General features: G+C 73.5%; 20 protein-coding genes. 9 read left to right on the plus strand and 11 right to left on the minus strand.

All coding sequences use genetic code 11. The annotated features are described in order from the left end of the window. Nucleotides 1-119 precede the first annotated feature (119 nt). Together rfbB and ACFWZH_RS18940 are read left to right on the plus strand one after the other, a co-directional pair. Nucleotides 120-1,109, plus strand: a complete 990-nt coding sequence (gene rfbB / locus ACFWZH_RS18935; RefSeq protein ID WP_384431907.1) for a dTDP-glucose 4,6-dehydratase — start codon at nucleotides 120-122, stop codon at nucleotides 1,107-1,109. Nucleotides 1,110-1,211: 102 nt separating this feature from the next. Then, a complete protein-coding gene (locus tag ACFWZH_RS18940; RefSeq protein WP_384431910.1) occupies nucleotides 1,212-2,048 on the plus strand; it encodes an aldo/keto reductase in 837 nt (278 codons plus the stop codon). Nucleotides 2,049-2,106: 58 nt separating this feature from the next. On the opposite strand, the gene ACFWZH_RS18945 is transcribed toward ACFWZH_RS18940, so the two are convergent. Together ACFWZH_RS18945 and ACFWZH_RS18950 are read right to left on the minus strand one after the other, a co-directional pair. Beyond that, complete coding sequence (locus tag ACFWZH_RS18945) at nucleotides 2,107-2,418, minus strand: hypothetical protein (protein ID WP_384431914.1); 312 nt, start codon at nucleotides 2,416-2,418, stop codon at nucleotides 2,107-2,109. A gap of 138 nt (nucleotides 2,419-2,556) precedes the next feature. Beyond that, complete coding sequence (locus tag ACFWZH_RS18950) at nucleotides 2,557-3,273, minus strand: phosphatase PAP2 family protein (RefSeq protein WP_384431917.1); 717 nt, start codon at nucleotides 3,271-3,273, stop codon at nucleotides 2,557-2,559. A 305-nt stretch (nucleotides 3,274-3,578) separates the two neighbouring features. On the opposite strand from ACFWZH_RS18950, the gene ACFWZH_RS18955 reads away from it, so the two are divergent. Together ACFWZH_RS18955 and ACFWZH_RS18960 are read left to right on the plus strand one after the other, a co-directional pair. Beyond that, nucleotides 3,579-4,007, plus strand: coding sequence for a BlaI/MecI/CopY family transcriptional regulator (locus ACFWZH_RS18955; protein WP_384431920.1), 429 nt, complete (start codon nucleotides 3,579-3,581; stop codon nucleotides 4,005-4,007). Beyond that, on the plus strand, nucleotides 4,004-4,981 hold the full coding sequence (locus ACFWZH_RS18960) for a M56 family metallopeptidase (RefSeq protein ID WP_384431923.1): 978 nt from the start codon (nucleotides 4,004-4,006) through the stop codon (nucleotides 4,979-4,981). Before ACFWZH_RS18955 ends, ACFWZH_RS18960 begins: the two co-directional genes overlap by 4 nt. Before the next feature lie 64 nt (nucleotides 4,982-5,045). Here the strand turns inward: ACFWZH_RS18960 and ACFWZH_RS18965 are convergent, their stop codons facing one another. Further along, on the minus strand, nucleotides 5,046-6,428 hold the full coding sequence (locus tag ACFWZH_RS18965; RefSeq protein WP_384432158.1) for an ATP-binding protein: 1,383 nt from the start codon (nucleotides 6,426-6,428) through the stop codon (nucleotides 5,046-5,048). Nucleotides 6,429-6,543: 115 nt separating this feature from the next. After that, nucleotides 6,544-7,311: a response regulator transcription factor gene (locus ACFWZH_RS18970; protein WP_384431926.1), complete on the minus strand. Its 768-nt coding sequence runs from the start codon at nucleotides 7,309-7,311 to the stop codon at nucleotides 6,544-6,546. 301 nt (nucleotides 7,312-7,612) lie between these two features. On the opposite strand from ACFWZH_RS18970, the gene ACFWZH_RS18975 reads away from it, so the two are divergent. The 4 genes from ACFWZH_RS18975 (at nucleotide 7,613) to dgt (ending at nucleotide 11,092) form a co-directional block, all read left to right on the plus strand. Next, a complete protein-coding gene (locus ACFWZH_RS18975) occupies nucleotides 7,613-8,167 on the plus strand; it encodes a GH25 family lysozyme (RefSeq protein WP_384431928.1) in 555 nt (184 codons plus the stop codon). Between the two features lie 108 nt (nucleotides 8,168-8,275). After that, nucleotides 8,276-9,106, plus strand: coding sequence for an ammonia-dependent NAD(+) synthetase (gene nadE, locus ACFWZH_RS18980; RefSeq protein WP_384431931.1), 831 nt, complete (start codon nucleotides 8,276-8,278; stop codon nucleotides 9,104-9,106). A gap of 197 nt (nucleotides 9,107-9,303) precedes the next feature. Beyond that, a complete protein-coding gene (locus ACFWZH_RS18985) occupies nucleotides 9,304-9,657 on the plus strand; it encodes a hypothetical protein (RefSeq protein ID WP_384431934.1) in 354 nt (117 codons plus the stop codon). 109 nt (nucleotides 9,658-9,766) lie between these two features. After that, entirely contained in the window at nucleotides 9,767-11,092 is a 1,326-nt protein-coding gene (gene dgt / locus ACFWZH_RS18990) for a dGTP triphosphohydrolase (protein ID WP_384431937.1), read from the plus strand. 90 nt (nucleotides 11,093-11,182) lie between these two features. On the opposite strand, the gene ACFWZH_RS18995 is transcribed toward dgt, so the two are convergent. From ACFWZH_RS18995 to ACFWZH_RS19025, 7 genes are all read right to left on the minus strand, one after another. Then, nucleotides 11,183-12,025 carry a cytochrome c biogenesis CcdA family protein gene (locus tag ACFWZH_RS18995; RefSeq protein WP_384431940.1) on the minus strand — a complete coding sequence of 281 codons (843 nt, stop codon included), beginning with the start codon at nucleotides 12,023-12,025 and terminating at the stop codon, nucleotides 11,183-11,185. Continuing rightward, nucleotides 12,022-12,789: a DsbA family protein gene (locus ACFWZH_RS19000; RefSeq protein ID WP_384431943.1), complete on the minus strand. Its 768-nt coding sequence runs from the start codon at nucleotides 12,787-12,789 to the stop codon at nucleotides 12,022-12,024. The genes ACFWZH_RS18995 and ACFWZH_RS19000 overlap by 4 nt, the downstream gene beginning before the upstream one ends. Before the next feature lie 50 nt (nucleotides 12,790-12,839). Continuing rightward, nucleotides 12,840-13,247, minus strand: coding sequence for a hypothetical protein (locus ACFWZH_RS19005; RefSeq protein ID WP_384431946.1), 408 nt, complete (start codon nucleotides 13,245-13,247; stop codon nucleotides 12,840-12,842). A 109-nt stretch (nucleotides 13,248-13,356) separates the two neighbouring features. Then, nucleotides 13,357-13,896 carry an ATP-binding protein gene (locus tag ACFWZH_RS19010; RefSeq protein ID WP_384431949.1) on the minus strand — a complete coding sequence of 180 codons (540 nt, stop codon included), beginning with the start codon at nucleotides 13,894-13,896 and terminating at the stop codon, nucleotides 13,357-13,359. 264 nt (nucleotides 13,897-14,160) lie between these two features. After that, nucleotides 14,161-14,928, minus strand: coding sequence for an enoyl-CoA hydratase/isomerase family protein (locus ACFWZH_RS19015; RefSeq protein ID WP_384431951.1), 768 nt, complete (start codon nucleotides 14,926-14,928; stop codon nucleotides 14,161-14,163). Between the two features lie 94 nt (nucleotides 14,929-15,022). Continuing rightward, on the minus strand, nucleotides 15,023-16,264 hold the full coding sequence (locus ACFWZH_RS19020) for an Ig-like domain-containing protein (protein WP_384431954.1): 1,242 nt from the start codon (nucleotides 16,262-16,264) through the stop codon (nucleotides 15,023-15,025). A 171-nt stretch (nucleotides 16,265-16,435) separates the two neighbouring features. Further along, a complete protein-coding gene (locus tag ACFWZH_RS19025; protein ID WP_384431956.1) occupies nucleotides 16,436-17,770 on the minus strand; it encodes an Ig-like domain-containing protein in 1,335 nt (444 codons plus the stop codon). 248 nt (nucleotides 17,771-18,018) lie between these two features. On the opposite strand from ACFWZH_RS19025, the gene glgX reads away from it, so the two are divergent. After that, nucleotides 18,019-20,274, plus strand: a complete 2,256-nt coding sequence (gene glgX / locus ACFWZH_RS19030) for a glycogen debranching protein GlgX (RefSeq protein ID WP_384431959.1) — start codon at nucleotides 18,019-18,021, stop codon at nucleotides 20,272-20,274. The last annotated feature ends 2 nt before the right edge of the window (nucleotides 20,275-20,276 follow it).

The raw sequence follows: 20,276 nt of genomic DNA on the forward strand, positions 1-20,276 counted from the left end.
CGGAAGTTGTTCGTGGATACGCTGCCGGCGTACGAGGTCGCGGTCGGCGGCGAGGAGAACGGCCGAGCCCGGACGCGGCGATGCCGGCGCCGATCGGCGAGGAAGGAACGGTTCGAGGCATGGCGCAGCGCGTTCTCGTCACCGGCGGGGCCGGTTTCATCGGGTCGCACTATGTGCGCTCGCTCCTGGGCGGGGCGTATCCGGGGTGGGAGGACGCCGAGGTCACCGTCCTGGACAAGCTCACCTACGCGGGCAACCCCGCCAACCTGGCGCCGGTCGGGGGCCGGCACACGTTCGTGCAAGGCGACATCTGCGACGCCGGACTGCTCGCGTCGCTGGTCCCCGGCCACCGGGCGGTGCTCAACTTCGCGGCGGAGTCGCACGTCGACCGCTCCATCGCCCGTGCGGACGAGTTCGTACGGACCAACGTCCAGGGCGTCCAGACGCTGATGCAGGCGTGCCTGGACGCGGGCGTGGAACGGGTCGTCCAGATATCCACCGACGAGGTGTACGGGAGCATCGACGAGGGCTCCTGGGACGAGTCGGCACCGCTGGCGCCCAACTCGCCCTACGCGGCCGCCAAGGCGGGCGGCGACCTGATCGCCCTCGCCTACGCCCGCACCCACGGTCTGCCGGTGTCGATCACGCGCTGCGGCAACAACTACGGGCCGTACCAGTATCCGGAGAAGATCATCCCGTTCTTCGTGACCAGCCTGCTCGACGGGGGTTCGGTGCCGCTCTACGGGGACGGGCGCCACGTCCGCGACTGGATCCATGTGGACGACCACTGCCGGGGCATCCACACCGTCGTCGAGCACGGCCGGCCCGGGGAGGTCTACCACATCGCGGGCACCGCCGAGCTGACCAACAACGATCTGACCGAGCGCCTGCTGAGGGCGGTGGATGCCGACTGGGGCCGCGTCGAGCGGGTCGCCGACCGGCTGGGCCACGACCGCCGCTACTCCCTGTCGGACGCCAGGCTGCGCGGCCTCGGCTACGCGCCGGGCGTCTCGTTCGAGGACGGTCTCGCCGCCACCGTCCAGTGGTACGTCGACCGGCGCGACTGGTGGGAACCGCTCAGGGGACCCCGCACGGACGCGGCGGCGTGAACGCCCGACATGCAAGCCGTGATCGCCGTTCAACCGGATTGCTATCGTGGGCAGTTGACGCTGTGATCATGAACGACCGCAAGCGAGGGGCAGAACCGACCCATGGCATCGAGCACGTTCAGCATCGGCGGTGAGCGCACCGTTCGGCGGCTGGGGTTCGGGGCGATGCGCCTGCCCACCGCTCCCGGGCCGGCCCGGGAGACCTCCGTCGCCGTGGCCCGGCGCGCCGTCGAGCTGGGTGTCACGCTGATCGACACCGCGCATCTGTACGGGTGGGGCGCCAACGAGGAGCTGCTCGCCGAGGCGCTGTACCCCTACCCGGACGACCTGCTCGTCACGACGAAGGTCGGGATCGCACCACCGACCGGCGACCGCGAAGCGGGGCCCCACGGCCGACCGGAGTTCCTGCGGGAGCAGGTCGACGAGGGCCTGCGCCGGCTCAGGGTCGAGCGCCTCGAACTCCTCCAGCTCCATCGCATCGATCCGGAGGTGCCGCTCGCCGACCAGCTCGGGGCGCTGCGGGAACTCCAGGTCCAGGGGAAGATCGGCCACCTCGGCCTGTCCGAGGTCACCGTCCCCGAGCTCGAAGAGGCCCGGAAGATCATCGATGTGGTGAGCGTGCAGAACCGCTACAGCATGCTCGATCGCGAGCACGAGGCCGTGCTCGACGCCTGTGCCGCGGCGGGCATCGCCTTCCTGCCCTGGCGGCCGGTCCATCCCTCGGTGGCCTCGGCGACCGGCGAGATCGCCGCCGTGGCGGCCGAACTCGGCGCCACCGCGGCACAGGTCTCGCTCGCCTGGCTGCTCGACCGTTCGCCGGTCGTGCTGCCGATCCCCGGCACCGGCTCGATCGACCACCTGGAGGAGAACGTCGCCGCGGCCGACCTGCGGATGACCAGGGATCAGTGGCAGCGGCTCGACCGGCTCCGGCCGCGGTGAGCAACACCGGCTCCGGCCAGCCGGCCCGGCCGGGTGACCGGAGCGCGCCGAGGGCGGTCTACCGGCCGATCTCCCAGGCGAAGGGCGGGAGTTCGCGGGCCCGGGAGTAGATGTCCAGGGCGTGGTGCGCGGGGACGAAGGGGTGGACGCGGGCGCCTTCGAGGCCGGCCAGGAGCCGGGCGCAGTGCTGGACGCAGCCGGCGACCTCCTTCCCGTGCCGGTCGACGATGGTGGCGGCGTCCTGCGGCCCCTCGCACGGGGCGGGATCCTTGGCCGCGGCGGCCGGGCAGCGGCGGTGGCGGCGTACGGGCGGCGCGGCGCTCTCGTCGGCCGGCGGGTGCGGGATGGCGGCGTCGAACGGCTGGTTCATGCGCATGTCCCCCTGGTGGTGCGGCGGTACGGGCCGTGGCGGTGCCGGTGGCGCGATCGCGTCGGTCCCGGCTCCCAGGACAGTGGTGCTCGGTGCGGGCGGCGTCCATGCCGCCTTGGGGAAGACCTGGACCGATCGTCAGCCGTTCATGGGAATGCCGGGCGGTGGCGGGTCCCCCCGCCCGGCCGGGCGCGGGACGGCGTACGGCTCCAGGAGCAGGGCGAGGGCGAGCAGGGCGGCGGCCAGGAACCAGCCGGCGAGGACGTCGACGGGCCAGTGGACGCCCAGGTAGAGGCGGGTCAGGCCGACCGCGGCGGCCCAGACGGCGAGCACCGCGCACCAGGTGCGGGCGACCGCGGGGCGGGCGCGGCGCGCGATGCCCCAGGCCAGGATCCCGGCCGCCAGCGCCGCGGTGGTGGCGTGGCCCGAGGGGAAGGCGTAACCGGAAGCGGCCTGGGCCCAGTCGGTGACCGGTGGACGGGGGCGGGTGAGCAGCTGCATCAGGCCGAAACGGATCGCCTGGCCCACGGCGAGGACGACGACGGCGTACGCGACCGCGCGGATCCGGTCGAGCGTGCCCCGGCCGGCCAGCAGCCCCGCGAGCACGGCCGCCAGATACGGGATCGGGCCGCCCCCGGTGTCCGTCAGCGCACGGGCCAGCGACAGCGCCGGCTCCCCGTGGTGCGCCACGGACCAGCGGACGGCGGCCCGTTCGGGGGCGAAGGGGGCGCCGTGACGTACGGAGACGGTGACGGCCGCGGCGGCGAAGAGGGCCGCGCAGATCGCGGCGACGGCGAGCAGCGGGCCGGTACGGGGGCGCGGGCCCGGTACCGGACGCGGCTCCGGCTCCGCCACCGGACCCCGCCCCGGCGCCGTCACCGCGGGGCCGCCTGGGGGTGCGGCCGAGTGGTGCGGACGGCGGCGCCGGCGGGCGGATGCGGGGCGCCGGGAGCCGTGGGCGGCGCGCCGGCGCCGAGGCCGCCGGCGGACCGGGCGGCGCCCGTGAGCCGGCCCCTCACCTGCGCGGATGTGGCGGCTGCGGCCATGTCGGTGGCCCCTCCCATAATGGGTTGCGGGCCTGTCGAGCGGCCGGCCCGACCGACTACAGCCCCGTAGACGGTCTACGGCACTGTAGACGACGAACCGGTGAAGGGCGTTCCATGTCGGAGACATCACCCGCCCAGCGGCGCCCTTCAGGCGAGCTGGAGGCGAGCGTGCTCGCGGCGCTCTGGGCGGCCGAGGGGCCGCTGAGCCCCGCCGCGGTGCAGAGCGCGCTGGGCGGCCGGCTGGCCCGCACGACCGTGACGACGATCCTGACCCGGCTGCACGACAAGGGCGCGGTCTCCCGCTCCCGGGCCGGCCGCGGCTTCGCGTACTCGCCCATACAGGACTCCGCGGGGCTGACCGCCCGGCGGATGCGCAGCGAGCTGGACAAGCAGGACGACCGCGGCACCGCGCTCGCCCGCTTCGTCTCCCAATTGACCGATGAGGACGAGCAGTTGCTGCGCTCCCTGCTGGAGGGGGCCAAGGACACCGGCCCGGCGGGGCCGGCGGCCGGGTCCGGGCCGGACCCCGGGGGCGCGCCGTGATCGTCGCCGTGTGGATTCCGCTGCTGGTGCCGCTGGTCGCGGTGCCGGCCGCCCGCCGGCTGGCCGAGTCGCTGCCGCCGCGCACCGCGGCCTGGCTGCTGACCGGCTGCTCCCTGGCCCTGGCCGGCTGCACGACCGTGGCGCTGGGCCTGCTGCTGGCCGCCGGAGCGCTGCGGCTGCCCCCGGTCGCCGCCCTGGGCCATCTCTCCCTCCCGCTGCTCGGCGGCGATCCCGCCGTGTCGATCCCCGCCGCCTGCCTCGCCGGCGCCCTGCTCGCCCTCTGCGCGATCGCCGTCGCGGACCGCGCCCGCCGGCACCACACCGAGCTGCGCACGGCCCGGCGGGCCACCGACGCCCACCCCGTCCGCGGCGACCTGTGCGTGCTCCCGGACCCCGCGCCCGACGCGTACGCCCTGCCGGGCCGGCCGGGCCGGGTGGTGGTCACCGACGGCATGCTGCGGGCGCTGGAACCCGCCGAGCGGGCGGCGCTGCTGGCCCATGAGCGCGCCCATCTCGCGGGGCGGCACCATCTCTTCCAACTCGCCGCCGCGCTCGCCGCGGCCTGCCATCCGCTGCTCCGCTCGCTGCGCGCACCGCTCGGCTATGCGCTGGAGCGCTGGGCGGACGAGTCGGCGGCGTCCCAGGTGGGCGACCGCCGGATCACCGCCCGCGCCATCGGCCGCGCGGCCCTCGCCGCCCGTCCGTACGCCCCGGCGCCGCACCGCCCCCGCACGCTCCTGGCCGCCACGGCCGGCCCGGTGCCGCGCCGGGTCGCCGCCCTGCTGGCCCCCGGCCGGCCGCCCGGCCACCCTCCGATACGGACCGGCCCGCGCGGCCGCCGTCTGATCGCCGCGGCCCTGCTCCTCTGCGTCTCGCTGTCCGCGGCCGCCGCCCTGGACGCCGCCGCCGACCTGCACGAGACGGTGGAGGTGGCCCAGGCACGGCCGGCCCAGGCGCAGTCGGCGGCGCACTGAGGAGTGAGGCGGGCGCGACCCGCCGCCCGCCTCACTCCGCCACCCGGTCGTCTCCGCCGCCCGGTCACATCCGGATGTTCCGCGCCACCGGCGGCGGACCGGTCCAGGGGCGCGCGCCCGCGCCGACCCCCGTGCCCGCCCCCTTCCCTCGGCCCACCGTGAAGCCCAGGACGGCGCCGCCCCCCGGGCGGTGGGTGACGAAGGCGTGGCCGCCGTGGGCGGTGGCGATCTCGTGGACGATGGCCAGGCCCAGGCCGGAGCCGGGCAGGCCGCGTGCGGCCGGAGCCCGGTAGAAGCGGTCGAAGACCCGGGTGAGGTCGGCCTCCGCGATGCCGGGGCCGCGGTCGAGGACCTCGATGCGGGCGCCGGTGACCACGACCTCGATCGGCTCCGTCCCGCCCGCGTCGAACTTCGCGGCGTTCTCCAGCAGATTGCTCAGCGCCCGGTTCAGCGCGGCGGACCGCCCCTCCACCAGCGCCGGACGCAGGCTCCGTACGGTGATCTCGCGGCCGGTGCGGCGGCGGGCCGAGGCCGCCGCCTTCTGCGCGACCTCGGCCAGGCTCACCTCGGACAGCGGATCGTCGGCGCGCTGTCCGGCCGCCAGGTCGACCAGCTCGTCGACCAGACCGCTCAGCTCCCTGGCCTCGCCCGCCAGGTCGGTGAGCAGCTCCTCGCGGGCGTCCGGCGGCAGCTCGTCGAACCGCTTGAGCAGCGAGATGTTGGTGCACAGCGAGGTCAGCGGGGTGCGCAGCTCATGTCCGGCGTCCTGCACGAGCCGCTGCTGGTCCTGCACCGCGCCGGCCAGCCGCCCGAGCATCTCGTCGAAGGCCCGCCCCAGCCGGGCCACCTCGTCGCGCCCCGCCACCGGCACCGGGACGTCCAGCCGTCCGTGCTCCGCCACGCTCTCGGCGACCGAGGTCAACCGCACCAGCCGGCCGGTGATCCGGCGCGCCAGCCACCAGCCGGCCGCGCCGGACAGCGCGATGACCGCGGCCGCCAGCAGGGCGGTGCGGTGCTGGAGCGCGGAGAGCAGCTCCTCGGTCCCGCTGGACTTCCGGGCGACCTGGACCGCCCCGCGGCCGCCGCCGAGCGCGACGGTCGCGACGTGGTACTCCCCGTCGCCGAGGTCCGCCTCGCGCCCGGTGTGCGAGCCGGCCCGCTCGTCCATGGCGATCCGGCGCTCCGCGGCGCCCACGGGCAGGGCCGGGCTCCCCGGCTCCACGATCCGGCCGCCGGCGCCCAGGATCTGCACCTCCGTACGGGTGGGCCGGGTGAGGTCGTCGCGCGGCCCGTCGCGGTCGGGGTGGGAGCTGGCGTAGTCGCCCGGCCCGTACGGCCTCTCCCGGACCTGTGTGCGCAGATCCCGTACGACCTCGGAGAACACCGACTTCTCGTCCACCCGCACCAGCCGGGCCGCCGCGTCGTAGCTCAAGGCTCCGACGAGCATGCTGACCGCCGCGGCCCCGGTGGCGAACGACACCGCGAAGGCGGTGCGCAGACTGGCGGGCTCGGGGGTACGCGGCCAGCCGGCCGGACGGCCGCGCCGCCGTGGCACGGACACCTCAGTCCGCCCGCAGGACGTAGCCGACCCCGCGCACGGTGTGGATCAGCGGCCGGCTGCCCGGCACGTCGACCTTGCGCCGCAGATATCCCACGTACACCGCGAGGTTCTTGGAGCCCGGCCCGAAGTCGTAGCCCCAGATCCGGTCGTAGATCGTCGAGTGGTCCAGCACGGTCCCGGCGTTCCGGGCGAGCAGCTCCAGCAGGGCGAACTCGGTCCGGGTCAGCTCCAGCTCCCGCCCGCCGCGCCAGGCTCGGCGCGAGGGTCCGTCGATCCGCAGATCGGCCGCCTCGACGACCCCGCCGCCGGCCGCCCGGGCGTCCTCCGCCCCGCCTGCCGCGGCCTCGGCACCGGCGGGGGCCTCGGCGTCGTCGGACGCGTCGGTGCCGCCCTCCGCCCGCTCCGCCGTCCGCCGCAGCAGCGCCCGCAGCCGTGCGAAGACCTCCTCGACCTCGAACGGCTTGACCACATAGTCGTCGGCCCCGGCGTCCAGCCCGGCGATCCGGTCCGCCGTCCCGGCGCGCGCGGTGAGCATCAGGATCGGGGTGCGGTCCCGCTCGGCCCGCAGCGCCTGGCACACCTGCAGCCCGTCGATGCCCGGCATCATCACGTCCAGCAGGATCACGTCCGGCCGCTCGCGGTGCGCGGCGGCGAGCGCCTGGATGCCGTCGGCGACGGCGGTGACCTGATACCCCTCCAGGGTCAGGGCGCGCGCCAGTGCGGTGCGGATGGGCCGGTGGTCCTCGGCGAGCAGTACGGAACGGGTCACCCGGCAAGTCTGCCAAGGGCCCGGCGGCGCGGTGCGGGCCGGTCGCGGCCGCACCACCGGTCCGCGGCCGTCCGAAGCCGCCGGCGGATTTCCTCCGCGTCCTCAATACGCCTGCGCCGTAAGGAACTTCCCCACCACGATCTGGCGTCCTGACTGACGAACATGCTGAACTGCTGGAACGAACTGGACGGCACGAACGGGAACAAAACCGCATCGCACGGGGCACACAGAACGTAACGCAGAGACCAGTTCGACCAGTTGGCGCTTCGAATCCGCAGGTCCGATCGGCAGGAGGCCGTTCATGCTGCACGGTGTCGATGTCAGCTCCTACAACACCTCGTATTCCGCGGAGGGACTGGACTTCGTTTTCGTCAAGGCCACCGAAGGCCGGTCCTACATCAATCCGCACCAGAACGCTCAGGCCGCAAAGGCCCGTAAAGCAGGCTGCGTGGTCGGTTTCTACCACTTTCTGTGGCCGGGGAATATCGCCGCCCAGGCCCGGTATTTCGTCGAGAAGTGCGCGTCGGTCCAGGGCGACATCCTGGCCTGCGACTGGGAGCGCACCGGCGAGGGCACCTATGCGAGCAATGCACAGAAGGACCAGTTCCTGGTCGAGGTGAAGAAGCTCCGCCCCACACACCGCGTGATGCTCTACTGCAACCGCGATTTCTGGCTGAACCACGACACCACGTCCTACGCGGCCGACGGCCTGTGGATCGCCGACTACGTCTCCGCCGGGCACCCCCGGATCAAGGCGAAGTGGCGCATCCACCAGTACACCGACCGGCCGCTGGACAAGGACGTGGCGGACTTCTCCAGCAAGGCCGCCCTGAAGAAGTGGGCGCACCCGGCATAATTTCCTACCGGCACGCGGATTCACATATTCCAGGAACCGCGCGTACGCACCAGGCGACAGGCCGTGCCGCACACCACGCGGCGCGGCGGGAGAACAAGAGGAGCACTCGTGACCGACCCGGCGTCCAAGGCCCTGCAGCAGGAGATCGCCCGGGATCTCCAGGTGACCGCGTCCTTCGACGCCGAGCAGGAGATCGAGCGCCGGGTGGCCTTCCTCACAGAGCGGCTGACCTCCACGGGCCTGCGCTCGCTGGTCCTGGGGATCAGCGGCGGTGTGGACTCCACCACCACCGGCCGGCTCTGCCAGCTGGCCGTGGAGCGGGCCCGCGGCGCCGGGCACGAGGCGACGTTCTACGCGATGCGGCTGCCGTACGGCGTCCAGGCGGACGAGAAGGACGCCCAGCGGGCGCTGGAGTTCATCCGTGCCGACCGGGAGCTGACCGTCGACATCCGCCCGGCGAGCGACGCGGCGCTGCAGGCCGCGCTGGACGGCGGACTGACCTTCCGCGACGCCCACCACCAGGACTTCGTCCAGGGCAACATCAAGGCCCGCCAGCGCATGATCGCGCAGTACGCGGTCGCGGGGGCTCACGACGGCCTGGTCGTGGGCACCGACCACGCGGCCGAGGCGGTGTCCGGGTTCTTCACCAAGTTCGGTGACGGCGCGGCCGACGTCGTACCGCTGACGGGGCTCACCAAGCGCCGGGTGCGCGCCGTGGCGGCCGTGCTGGGCGCCCCCCGGGAACTGGTGACGAAGGTGCCGACCGCCGACCTGGAGACGCTCGACCCGGGCAAGCCCGACGAGGTCGCGCTCGGCGTGAGCTACGACCAGATCGACGACTTCCTGGAGGGCGAGCCGGTCGAGGCCACCGCCTTCGAGGCCATCGTCCGCCGCTACCGCCTCACGGAGCACAAGCGGGCCCTGCCGATCGCGCCCTGAGACGCCGGTGGGCGCCTGGTCGCCGGGTGACCCGCCCGGCGACCGGGCGCCCCACCCGACATGTCATGAGCCGGCAAGGGGACGGTCACCGTCCCGGTGCTAAATCATGGGCCGGGGCGGGCATGCATGCGGCCATGGGAAGCCGCGAAGTGAGATCGAAAGATCAACTGTCAGTGGGTCCGCCTACGCTCCAGGACATGGGTTACGCAAACCTGCGCGAACTCCAGACCGCGCTGACCACCGCCTCCGACCTTGCCTCCACTCTGCAGTCCGCGCCGACCCGGCAGGGCGCGGACCAGCTCGTCGACGTCCTCCGGCAGGCGCTGACCGCCGCCAGCTCGCTGGGCGCCGAGACCGGCCCGACCGGCTGCGCCCTCCATCCGGGCGGCGCGGTCGACCCGCTGTACGGCGACCCGGAGGACCCCCTCCCGCCGGGATACGGCAAGTGCCTGCTCTGCAACGACCGCCGGCGCCGCGCCGACGCCCACCACCCGCACATCCGGCCGCACACCCGCCCGCATCCGCGCTGGCGGCGACGGCTCAGCGCCTAGGACCCGGCCATGACCCATCGGACACGCCCTAGGCGTCCGTCCCGCCACAGTCGCGGCTGACCGGCGGCGGGACGGACGCCCCGCGGCCGGGCAGGGCTACCATCCGCGCATGCGACCTGCCACATACAGCGATGAGGACCTTGAGCAGCACTCCCTGCGCCGACGGGTGCCCGACGACGGGCAGCGGTCCGGGTTCGAGCACGACGTGGACCGGATCCTGTACTCGACGCAGTGGCGGGCGCTGGCCGGCAAGAGCCAGGTCGTGGCGAGTGCCGAGCTGGGCGCGTACCACACCCGGCTGACGCACTCGATGAAGGTCGCCCAGCTCGGCCGCCGGATGGCGGAGCGGCTGGAGCGCCGGTACGGCGGCCCCAACCCGGCGCTCGTCGAGGCGGCGTGCATGGCCCATGACATCGGCCATCCGCCCTTCGGGCACGCCGGCGAGATGGCGCTGCGCACCACGATGGACGAGCTGCACTTCGCCGACGGCGTGCTGGACAGCTTCGAGGGCAATGCCCAGACCCTGCGGGTGCTGACCTTCCTCGCCGCCCACAAGTACCCGGGCCATCGCGGACTGCATCTGACCCGTGCCTGCCTGGACGCCGCCACGAAGTACCCGTGGGAGCGGGCGCCGGTCGACCAGGACCCGGCGCGGCATGTGAAGTGGGGCGTGTACGTCGCCGACCGGGAGGCGTTCTCCTGGGTGCGGGCCGGCCGCGCGGATCTCGCCGTACCGGTCGAGGAGCAGGTCATGGACTGGGCGGACGACGTCACCTACGCCTGCCACGACGTCGAGGACTTCTACCGCACGGGCCTGATCCCGCTGGCCGCGCTCTTTCCGCCGGACGGTGCCGCGGGCGGCGAGACCGAGCGCGAGACCCGCCGCTTCCTGGACTATGTGCAGGCCAAGCGGGCGCGCTCGGGTGAGGCCTTCGACCGGGAGGCGGCGCTGGTGCTGATGGCGGACATCGGCAAACGGCTCGCGGTGCCCGCCCCGTACAGCGGCAGCCAGGAGGACGCGGTCGCGGTCAACCGCCGCACCGCCGATCTGATCTCGTACTTCACCCGGGGGATCGAGCTGGAGGTGGGCGGCGCGGCGGCGATCCGCTACGGGGCGCGGCTGGTGATCCCGCCGGAGCGGCGGGCCGCCTGCGATCTGCTCAAGGAGCTGGTGTGGTGTTACGTCATCGACCGGCCCGCGCTGGCCACCCAGCAGCACGGCAAGCGACGGATCGTCGGCGAGCTGCTGCGCTGGAGCCATGACGCCCCCGAACTGCTGCCGCCGGACCGCGCCGAGGAGCTGGCGCTGCACGGCGACCGGCTGCGCGCCGCGGCCGACCATGTCGCCTCGCTCACCGAGGACCAGGCGCTGGCCCTGCACCGGCGGCTGTCCGGCACGGGCCTGGGCTCGGTGAGCGACAACGTGTGGCGGTGAGGCGGGGCGGGGCCGGGGGACATCGACGGACGCCTCGTCCCCCGGCCCGCCGCCGTCCGCCCCGGCCCGCGGCCACTGCGCGCCGCGCGGCTACTCGGCCCCGTCGCGCGGCTTTCGCTCCTGTCGCAGCGCGATCCGTCCCAGCACCCCGGCGACGAGCAGCGCCCCCACCGCGATCAGCACGTAGTCCGGTACGCCGTTGCTGATCCGCCGCGCCCATTCCTCGACCCGGAATTCGGTGTCCGCGTCGAGGATCCCGGGCAGCGCGCTGGTCCCGTTGAAGCGCAGGAACAGCACACCGATGCCGATGAAGAAGACCCCGGACAGCAGCGAGGTGGTGTGCAGCCGCAGCCTGCCGAGGGTCAGTTCCCGGCCGCGCAGCCAGCCCCGGGTGCCGAGCTCGAAGCGGTCCCACAGCAGTGCCAGGACGAACAGCGGCAGTGCCATGCCCAGCGCGTACACGGCGAGCATCGAGGCCCCGTACACGGCGTTTCCGCTGACCGCGGTCACCGTCAGCACCGCGCCCAGGATCGGGCCGGCGCAGAAGCCGGCCAGGCCGTAGACGCAGCCCAGGAGGAAGGTCGAGACGGCGGAGCGGGGGGTGATCCTGGCCGCCGCCGCCTGGGCGCGCCGGGAGGCGAAGCCCAGGCCCAGGATCTGGGCGAGGCCCATCGCGATGACGACCCAGCCGCCGACGGCGATCAGCAGTTCGCGGTGGCCGTTGAACAGCCGGCTGGCCGCCGTACTGGCCGCCCCGAGCGGCACGAGCGTGGCGGCCAGCCCGAGGTAGAACACCGCGGTGCGGGCCAGCAGCCGGCCCGGAGTGGCGAGGGAGTACGCGAAGAACGCCGGCAGCAGCAGCGCGCTGCACGGACTGAGCAGGGCGAGCGCCCCGCCCAGGAACGCCGCGAGGTAGCCGATGTCGGTGGTCACTCGCCGGCCCCCGAGCCCTTCGCACCCGCCTTCGCCGCGGCGTCCTCGACGGCCTGCGCGAAGACCTCGGTGGGCTGGGCCCCGCTGATCGGCCGCCCGTTGACCAGGAAGGACGGCGTGGACTGCACGCCGAGCCGGTAGCCCTCGTCCTGGTCCTTCTTCAGCGCGCGCTCGGCGCCCGCGCTGCCCAGGTCCGTACGGAACCTGTCGAGGTCCGGCACACCGCTCGCGCGGGCCAGCTCGACGAGCTTGTCCTCGGCCAGGTCACCGCCCTTGCGGGTCTTGGCGTACAGCGTGTCGTGCAGCTGCCAGAACCTGCCCTGCTGCCCGGCGGCCCACGACGCGCGGGCGGCCCGCTCGGAGTCGGCGCCGAAGACGGGGAAGTTGCGGAACTCGATCCGCAGGGTGCCCGCGTCGACGTACTTCTTGACCAGCTCGGGCTGGGTCTCGCGGGTGAAGCGGCCGCAGAACGAGCACGCGTAGTCGGCGTACTCGACCAGGACCACCGGGGCGTCCTTCTTGCCGACGGCCAGCGGATCGCCGGCCGTCCGCCGGCTGGTCTTCTCGGCGAGGTCGTCGAACATCTTCTGCTGTGCGGCGTCCCCCTGGGAGCCGGTGGAGGCGGCGGCCCCCGATTCGCCGGTGTCGCGGCCGCCCTCGACGGCCTTGCCGACGGCGATGCCGATGGCGATCACGGCCACGACGAGGGCGACGACCGCGCCTACGGCGGCGAGTTTGCGGGTGGGTGAGGCGGAAGTGGGCATGCGGAAGCTCCAGACGTACGAAGAGGGATGGCGGCCTTGTACGTCGGGGCCTAGATCCGCAGTACGGGGAGGAGCGCGGTGTGGTCGACGGCGGAGGTGCCGTCCGTCGGCGGCCGGGCGAGCGCGAACTGCGCGGGCAGATCGGCGGCGAGCGGCCCCGGGCCGACGGTCGCGGGGGCCAGTGGCTCACCGCGGTGCGACGCGGGCGGCGGGGCGGACTCCTCGGGGCCGGGCGCGTGCCGGTCCGAGCACCTCTTGGGCGCGTCGGCCACCGAGACGTCGGCCGGGCCGTCGACGGCCCGGCTCTCCTGGGCGACGGCGTGCCACACCCGCTCGGCGCCGGCGGCGCGGCCGCCCGCCCAGGCCTGGTCCCCGCCGGCCCGGCACAGCAGCGGCCCGAAGGCCACCGCGAGGAGGAGCAGCAACGTCATCGCAGCCGACCGGCGCATGGCGTGCATGTCCCTCCCTCCGTACCGTCCGCGCGTATGAGCAACCCATCCTACGGACCGTCGCCGGATGACCCGAGCCCCGACCGGCGCACGGCCGCAGGCGCGCGAAAGCCGCTGCTCAGCGCTCGGTGACCCGCATCTCGAACCAGGTGGTCTTGCCTCGGGGCAGCAGGTCCACGCCCCAGCGGTCGGAGAGCTTGTCGACGAGGAAGAGGCCCCGGCCGCTGGTGTCCATTTCCTGGACGGGCATGAGACAGGGCAGGCCGCGGGACGGGTCGCGCACCTCGATGCGGATCCAGCCGCGGCGGCGCAGCATCCGCAGTCCGAAGGTGCGGGCGCCGGTGTGGCGCACGGCGTTGCCGACGAGCTCGGAGACGAGCAGGACGGCGTGCTCGGCGAGCTGGGGCGTGAGGGACCACTGCCGCAGGAGTACGGAGGCGGTCAGGCGGCGGGCGATGCCGGCGGACTGGGGGCGGGAGGGCAGTCGGACCTCGCCGATGTTCGGGTCGCCGACGAGGTCGAGTGCCGCGGACGCCGGGCCGCAGGGGGCCGGAGCCGGTTTCCGGTCCGCACCGGGGAGGTCCCACCGTGCGGCGGCCGGATCGCTCCGCGGCCGCGGCTGCTCCATTCCTTCGAGGCCCGCCATGCCCCCCATCATGGCTGCTACTTGGCGGTCACGGGGGCGGAACCGGCGGAATCCATTGCCCGGAATCGCCGGTTCCGGACCCCCTGCGGGACATCTGCCAACGCCGCTTAAGGTTCCGGGACTTACGCCCTGACCTGCGCTGACGCTCGGCCATCGCAGACTTGGCAAGACCTGTCAACAAGGCTGCCTTAAGGCGCAATTAAGTTTTCCGCAATTCGCCCACACGAGGCATCTAGTCCCGGCCAAACCTCATTCGTCCCGCCAACACCAGAGGTTTCAGAGGAACTTGGCCTTGCCGGGCCCCTCCTCGACGAAGCTGCGCATCCCGATCTCGCGGTCCGCGGTCGCGAACAGCCCCGCGAACCAGTTGCGTTCCACCGTCAGCCCGGTGTCGATGTCCGTCTCCAGGCCCGCGTCGACGGACTCCTTCGCGGCGCGCAGCGCCAGCGCCGGACCGGCCGCCAGCCGCGCGGCCCAGGCGTGCGCCTGGGCGTGGACCTCGGCGGCCGGCACGACCCGGTCGACCAGGCCGATGGTGAGCGCCTCCTCGGCCTTCACGTGGCGGCCGGTGAAGATCAGGTCCTTGGCCTTGGACGGGCCCACCAAGCGGGCCAGCCGCTGGGTGCCGCCGGCGCCCGGGATGAGGCCGAGCAGGATCTCCGGCTGGCCGAGCTTGGCGTTGTCGGCGGCGATCCGGAAGTCGGCGCAGAGCGCCAACTCGCAGCCGCCGCCGAGCGCGTAGCCGGTGACCGCGGCGACCACCGGCTTGGGGATCCGGGCCACGGCGGTGAAGGAGTCCTGCAGGGCCTTGGAGCGCAGGACCATGGCCGTGTGGTCCATGGCCTGCATCTCCTTGATGTCCGCGCCGGCCGCGAACACCTTCTCGCCGCCCCAGATGACGACGGAGCGCACATCGTCGCGGCGGGTGACCTCTTCGGCCAGCTCGCGCAGCCGGTCCTGGGTGGCGATGTCCAGTGCGTTCATCGGCGGGCGGTCCAGGCGGATGGTGCCGACGCCGTCGGCGACCTCGAGATTCACAGTCATGGTGGAAGGTTAGTCCCCGTTAACGAAGTGGGGCCCGGTGCACTTGGTCACAGTGCGGGACCGGGCCCCAACGGGTCATGCGGCGCGTCCGCCCCTACGGGCCGGCCTTCCACTGCTCCCAGGACATGTTCCAGTCGCTGAAGCCGTTGTCGGGCTGGATCGTTTCATCATGCGAGTTCCTGACCACGACGACATCGCCGACGAGGGAGTTGCGGAAGAACCAGGCCGCCGGGGTGGACCCGTCGCCGCCGCCGCGCTGGTCGAACAGGCCCACACAGCCGTGGCTGGCGTTGCGCGTGCCGAACGTCGGCCGGCCCGACCAGTAGTTGCCGTGGATGAAGGTGCCGGACGTGCTCAGCCGCATGGCGTGCGGTACGTCCTTGATGTCGTACTCGCCGCCGAAGCCGACGGTGTCGCCGTTCATCCGCGTCACCACGTGCTTCTCGCTGATCACCATCTTGCCGTTGTAGGTCTCGGTGCCCGGCGCGCCCGACGTGATCGGGATGGTCTTGATCCTCTTGCCGTCGCGGACCACGGTCATCTGCTTGGACTTGGCGTCGACCGTGCTCACCTGGCTGCGGCCGATCGTGAAGGAGACCTCCTTGGCCTGGGTGCCGTAGACGCCGGGCCGGCCCTCGACGCCGTCGAGGTCGAGCTTGAGGGTGACCTTGGTGCCCGGTGCCCAGTACTTCTCGGGGCGGAAGTCGAGCCGGTCGTTGCCGAACCAGTGGCCCTCGATCGGGACCGACGGCCGGGCCGTGACCTTGATGGCGTCCTCGACGGCCTTGGGGGAGGTGATGCCGCGGGTGAAGTGGATCGAGACCGGCATCCCGACGCCGACCTGCTGGCCGTTCTCGGGGCTGTATCTGCCGATGAAGGTGTTCTTGGGGACGAGGGTGGTGAAGCCGGCGTGCTCGGCGGCCTCCCGTCCCTGGCGGTCCACCGCGACCGCGTCGACGGTGTACTCCGTCGAGGCGCCCAGATGGCCGCTGGGCCGCCACTGGGTGCCGTCGCCGGATATCTTCCCGTCGACCTCGTTGCCCTTGCCGTCCTTGACCCGGACGGAGGTGAGCCGGCCGTTCTCGGCGGTCACCTTCAGCGCGCCACTGGTGGCGACGTCGTCCGCGCCGTCCTTGGGCGCAATCGTCACCGTGGCCCGGGAGGCGGCCTTGTCCCCGCCGGCCTTGCCGGCCGGTCCGCGGTCGTCGGTGTCGTCCCCGCCGCACCCGCTCACCAGCAGCAGCGTCGCACCGAGCAGAAGTGTGAGCGGGCCTCGGCCCCCGCGTGGCCACCGGCGCCGGTGAGCCGGCACCCCCGGATTCGGCTGGACGTTCACGATCGGCCCCTTTCCCCCTCGCACGGCCCGCGGTCGCCCGCACGCGTCTGCCCGCAGCCGCGCGCTTGCCGTTAGGTAACCACACCGCGATGACAGTGAACTCCCCGCGGATGTCACCGTTCAGTCCCAAGTGCGAGGGTGCTCGGAGGTACTGGCGGACGCGTGCGCGCCCTAGGGATGTCCGCCGGGTCGGCCCAGCGCCGAACCGGCCCGCCACTGCTCCCACGGCATGTTCCAGCCACCCAGGCCGTTGTCGGGCGCCACCGTGCGCTCCGGGGAGTTGTGGACCACCACCAGGTCGCCGACGACCGACTGGCCGAAGAACCAGCCCGCCGGGGTGCCGCGGCCACCGCCCTTGATGTCCCTGAGGCCGACGCAGCCATGGCTGGTGTTCCTGCCGCCGAAGACCTCGGGGCGCGCCCAGTAGTTGCCGTGCAGAAAGGTCCCGGACCTGGTGAGGCGCATGGCGTGCGGCACGTCCGCGATGTCGTACTCGCTGCCGAAGCCGACGGTGTCGCCGTCCATCCGGGTCACCGAATGGCGCTCCAGAATCACCATCCGCCCGTTGTACGTGGGGTTCTGGGTGTCGCCCGCGGTGACCGGCAGCACCGCCACCACCCGGCCGTCGCGCCGTACGGTCATGGTGTGCCGCGCGGCGTCGATGGTGCTGACCTGGTCCCGGCCCACCCGGTAGTGGACGGTCCGGTGCTGGGTGCCGTAGGTGTCCGGTCCGGCCTTCACCCCGCGCAGCCGAAGTTGCACGGTGACTTCGGTGCCCGGACGCCAGCGCTCGCGGGGCCGGAAGTCCAGCCGCCGGTGCCCGAACCAGTGGCCGGAGACCGGTACGGCGGGCCGGGCGCTCACCTGGACGGCCCGTTCGACGGCCGCCCGGTCGGTGACCGGCCGGTTGAAGACCATCGAGAAGATCAGGCCGGTGCCGACCGTGGTGTCGCTCGGGGGCGAGAAGCGGCCGATGACGCGCCGGGCGGGCAGGGCCGTGGTGAAGGTGGTGTGGCGGGCCGCACGGTGCCCCGCCTCGTCCAGCGCCACCGCGTCGACGGTGTACTGCGCACCGGGCTGGAGCGGGCCGGAGGCCGGGCGCCAGACCGTGCCGTCCGAGGAGATCCGGCCGGCGACGGACTGCCGGCCGGCGTCCCCGTCGCGGCTGACCTCCACCCGCTCCAGCCGGCCCTGCGGCACCCGGATCTCGAACCGCCCGTCGGTCCGCACGCCGTGGGCGCCGTCGTGCGGGACGATGCGGATCATCTCCTCCACGGTGCGCGGGGGGCCGCTGTCGAACAGCACCGAGTCCGCGCAGCCCGCCAGCGCCACCGCTCCGGCGAGCCCGGCCACGGCGGCGAGCGCGGCACGCAGCCGGCGGGTGGTGCGGGAACCGCCCCGACGGCCCGACCGGTCCCGCACCCGGGCCGGCGTCCGGGCCCGCACACGGACGCCGCCGCGGCTCGTCGCTCGGTCTCCTGCTCGGCCCTGGTGATGGACGGTCATACACCGGATTGTGACGGATGATCCCCGGGTCGGGAGGTATGCCGCGTAACGGAATGTCAGGGACATCTCCCGACAAGGCATGGACAGAACAATGAGCCGCCGCGCCGGGAAGCGTGAGGCAACGCCCGGTTGCGGGAAGAACAACGGGGAGGGCGGAGACACACGCACGGCCGGGGCCCCCAGCTGCCGCTGGGGCGCCCTCCGGTGGGGACCGCCCGACCGAGCCATGAGCCGCAGGAGGCCGGCACGTGTCGAGCGCACCCGAGCAGGAGGCGGTGGCGGACGAACCACTCGCCCCACCCGCGGACGTCCGCCCCGGCAGCCCGACGCCACTGGGGGCCCGCTACCGCACCGGGCCCGACGGCGTCGCGGGCACCAACTTCGCCCTGTGGGCGGGCGGCGCCGAGGCCGTGGAGCTGTGTCTGTTCGACGAGGAGGAGCGCGAGACCCGCCATCCGCTCACCGAGCTGACCCATGAGATCTGGCACGGCTTCCTGCCCGGCATCCGCCCCGGCCACCGCTACGGCTACCGGGTGCACGGCCGCTGGGACCCCTGGAGCGGGGCCCGCTGGAACCCCGCGAAGCTGCTGCTGGACCCGTACGCCAGGGCCGTGGACGGCGACTTCGGGACGTGTACGGAGCCGGCCGGCGCCGGCGTCGCACTGCCCGCCCGGCTCTACGGGCACGTCCGCGACTGGCCGCAGCAGCAGATCGCGGACACCGTACGCGACGACCGCGACTCCGCCCCTTACGTCCCCAAGGGCGTCGTGGTCGGCGGGGACGCCGGGGACGAGGGCGGCGAGGACGAGTGGCGCGACGACCGGCGCCCCAAGACGCCCTGGCCGGATTCCATCCTCTACGAGCTGCATGTGCGCGGCTTCACCATGCGCCACCCCGGTATCCCCGAGCATCTGCGGGGCACCTACGCGGGACTGGCGCACCCGGCCGCCCTCGAACACCTGGTCCGGCTCGGCGTCACCGCCGTCGAGCTGCTGCCGGTCCATCAGTTCGCCCACGAGGACCATCTGGTGCGCCGGGGGCTGCGCAACTACTGGGGCTACAACTCCATCGGCTACTTCGCGCCGCACGCCGGCTACGCCGCCACCGGCACCCGCGGGCAGCAGGTCGGCGAGTTCAAACGGATGGTGCGGGCGCTGCACGACGCCGGTATCGAGGTGATCCTCGACGTCGTCTACAACCACACCGCGGAGGCCGGCGAGCTGGGGCCGACGCTCTCGCTACGGGGCATCGACAACCGCGGCTACTACCGGCTGGCCGGCGACGCCCGGCGCTACGCCGACTACACCGGCTGCGGCAACACCCTGCACGTCGTCCAGCCCCAGGTGCTGCGGCTGATCACCGACTCGCTGCGCTACTGGGTCACCGAAATGGGCGTGGACGGCTTCCGCTTCGACCTGGCGGCGGCGCTGGCCCGCTCCATGCACGACGTGGACATGCTCTCCCCGTTCCTGGCCGTGATCGCCCAGGACCCCGTACTGCGCCGGGTCAAGCTCATCGCCGAACCGTGGGACGTGGGCTCCGGCGGCTATCAGGTCGGCGCCTTCCCACCCCTGTGGACGGAGTGGAACGACCGCTACCGCGACACCGTCCGCGACTTCTGGCGCGGCGCCCAGCACGACGTACGCGACCTGGGCTACCGGCTCTCCGGATCCAGCGACCTCTACGCATGGGGCGGCCGCCGCCCGTACGCCTCGGTCAACTTCATCACCGCGCACGACGGCTTCACCCTGCGCGACCTGGTCACCTACGAGCACAAGCGCAACGCCGACAACGGCGAGAACAACCGCGACGGCACCCACGACAACCGGTCGTGGAACTGCGGCGCCGAGGGCGAGACCGACGACGCGGAGGTCACCGCGCTGCGCCACCGCCAGCTGCGCAACCTGCTGACCACACTGCTGCTGTCCACCGGTGTGCCGATGCTGGTGGCCGGCGACGAGATGGGCCGCACCCAGCACGGCAACAACAACGCCTACTGCCAGGACAACCCCACCAGCTGGGTGGACTGGTCGCTGCTGGACGACCCCGAATGGCGGCCGCTGGCCGAGCTCGCCGCCCGGCTGATCGCGCTGCGCCGCGCGCACCCCGTCCTGCGCCGCCGGGCGTTCTTCTCCGGTCGCCCGCACCGGCAGGGCGGTCTGCGCGACCTGGCCTGGTTCACCGCGGACGGGACGGAGATGACCGAGAAGGACTGGTACACCCCGGGAGCGACCCTGGGCATGTACCTCTCCGGCAACGACATCTCCCAGCGCGACGCCCGGGGCGTCCGCATCGTCGACGACAGCTTCCTCGCCGTCCTGCACGCCGCCGCCCAGCCCCGCCCGCTCGTCCTGCCCGGTCCGCCGTGGGCACGGGAGTACGAACTCCTCGTCGACACCGCCCGCACGGACCAACCGGGGCCGGCGCAGCCGCCGTACGCGGCGGGCGGCACGATCACGCTCGGCGGGCGGTCGGTGCTGCTGTTCCGGGCGGTGCCGGGCTGAGG

This window comes from Streptomyces sp. NPDC059008, from assembly GCF_042749045.1.
In the GTDB taxonomy this organism is placed as follows: domain Bacteria; phylum Actinomycetota; class Actinomycetes; order Streptomycetales; family Streptomycetaceae; genus Streptomyces.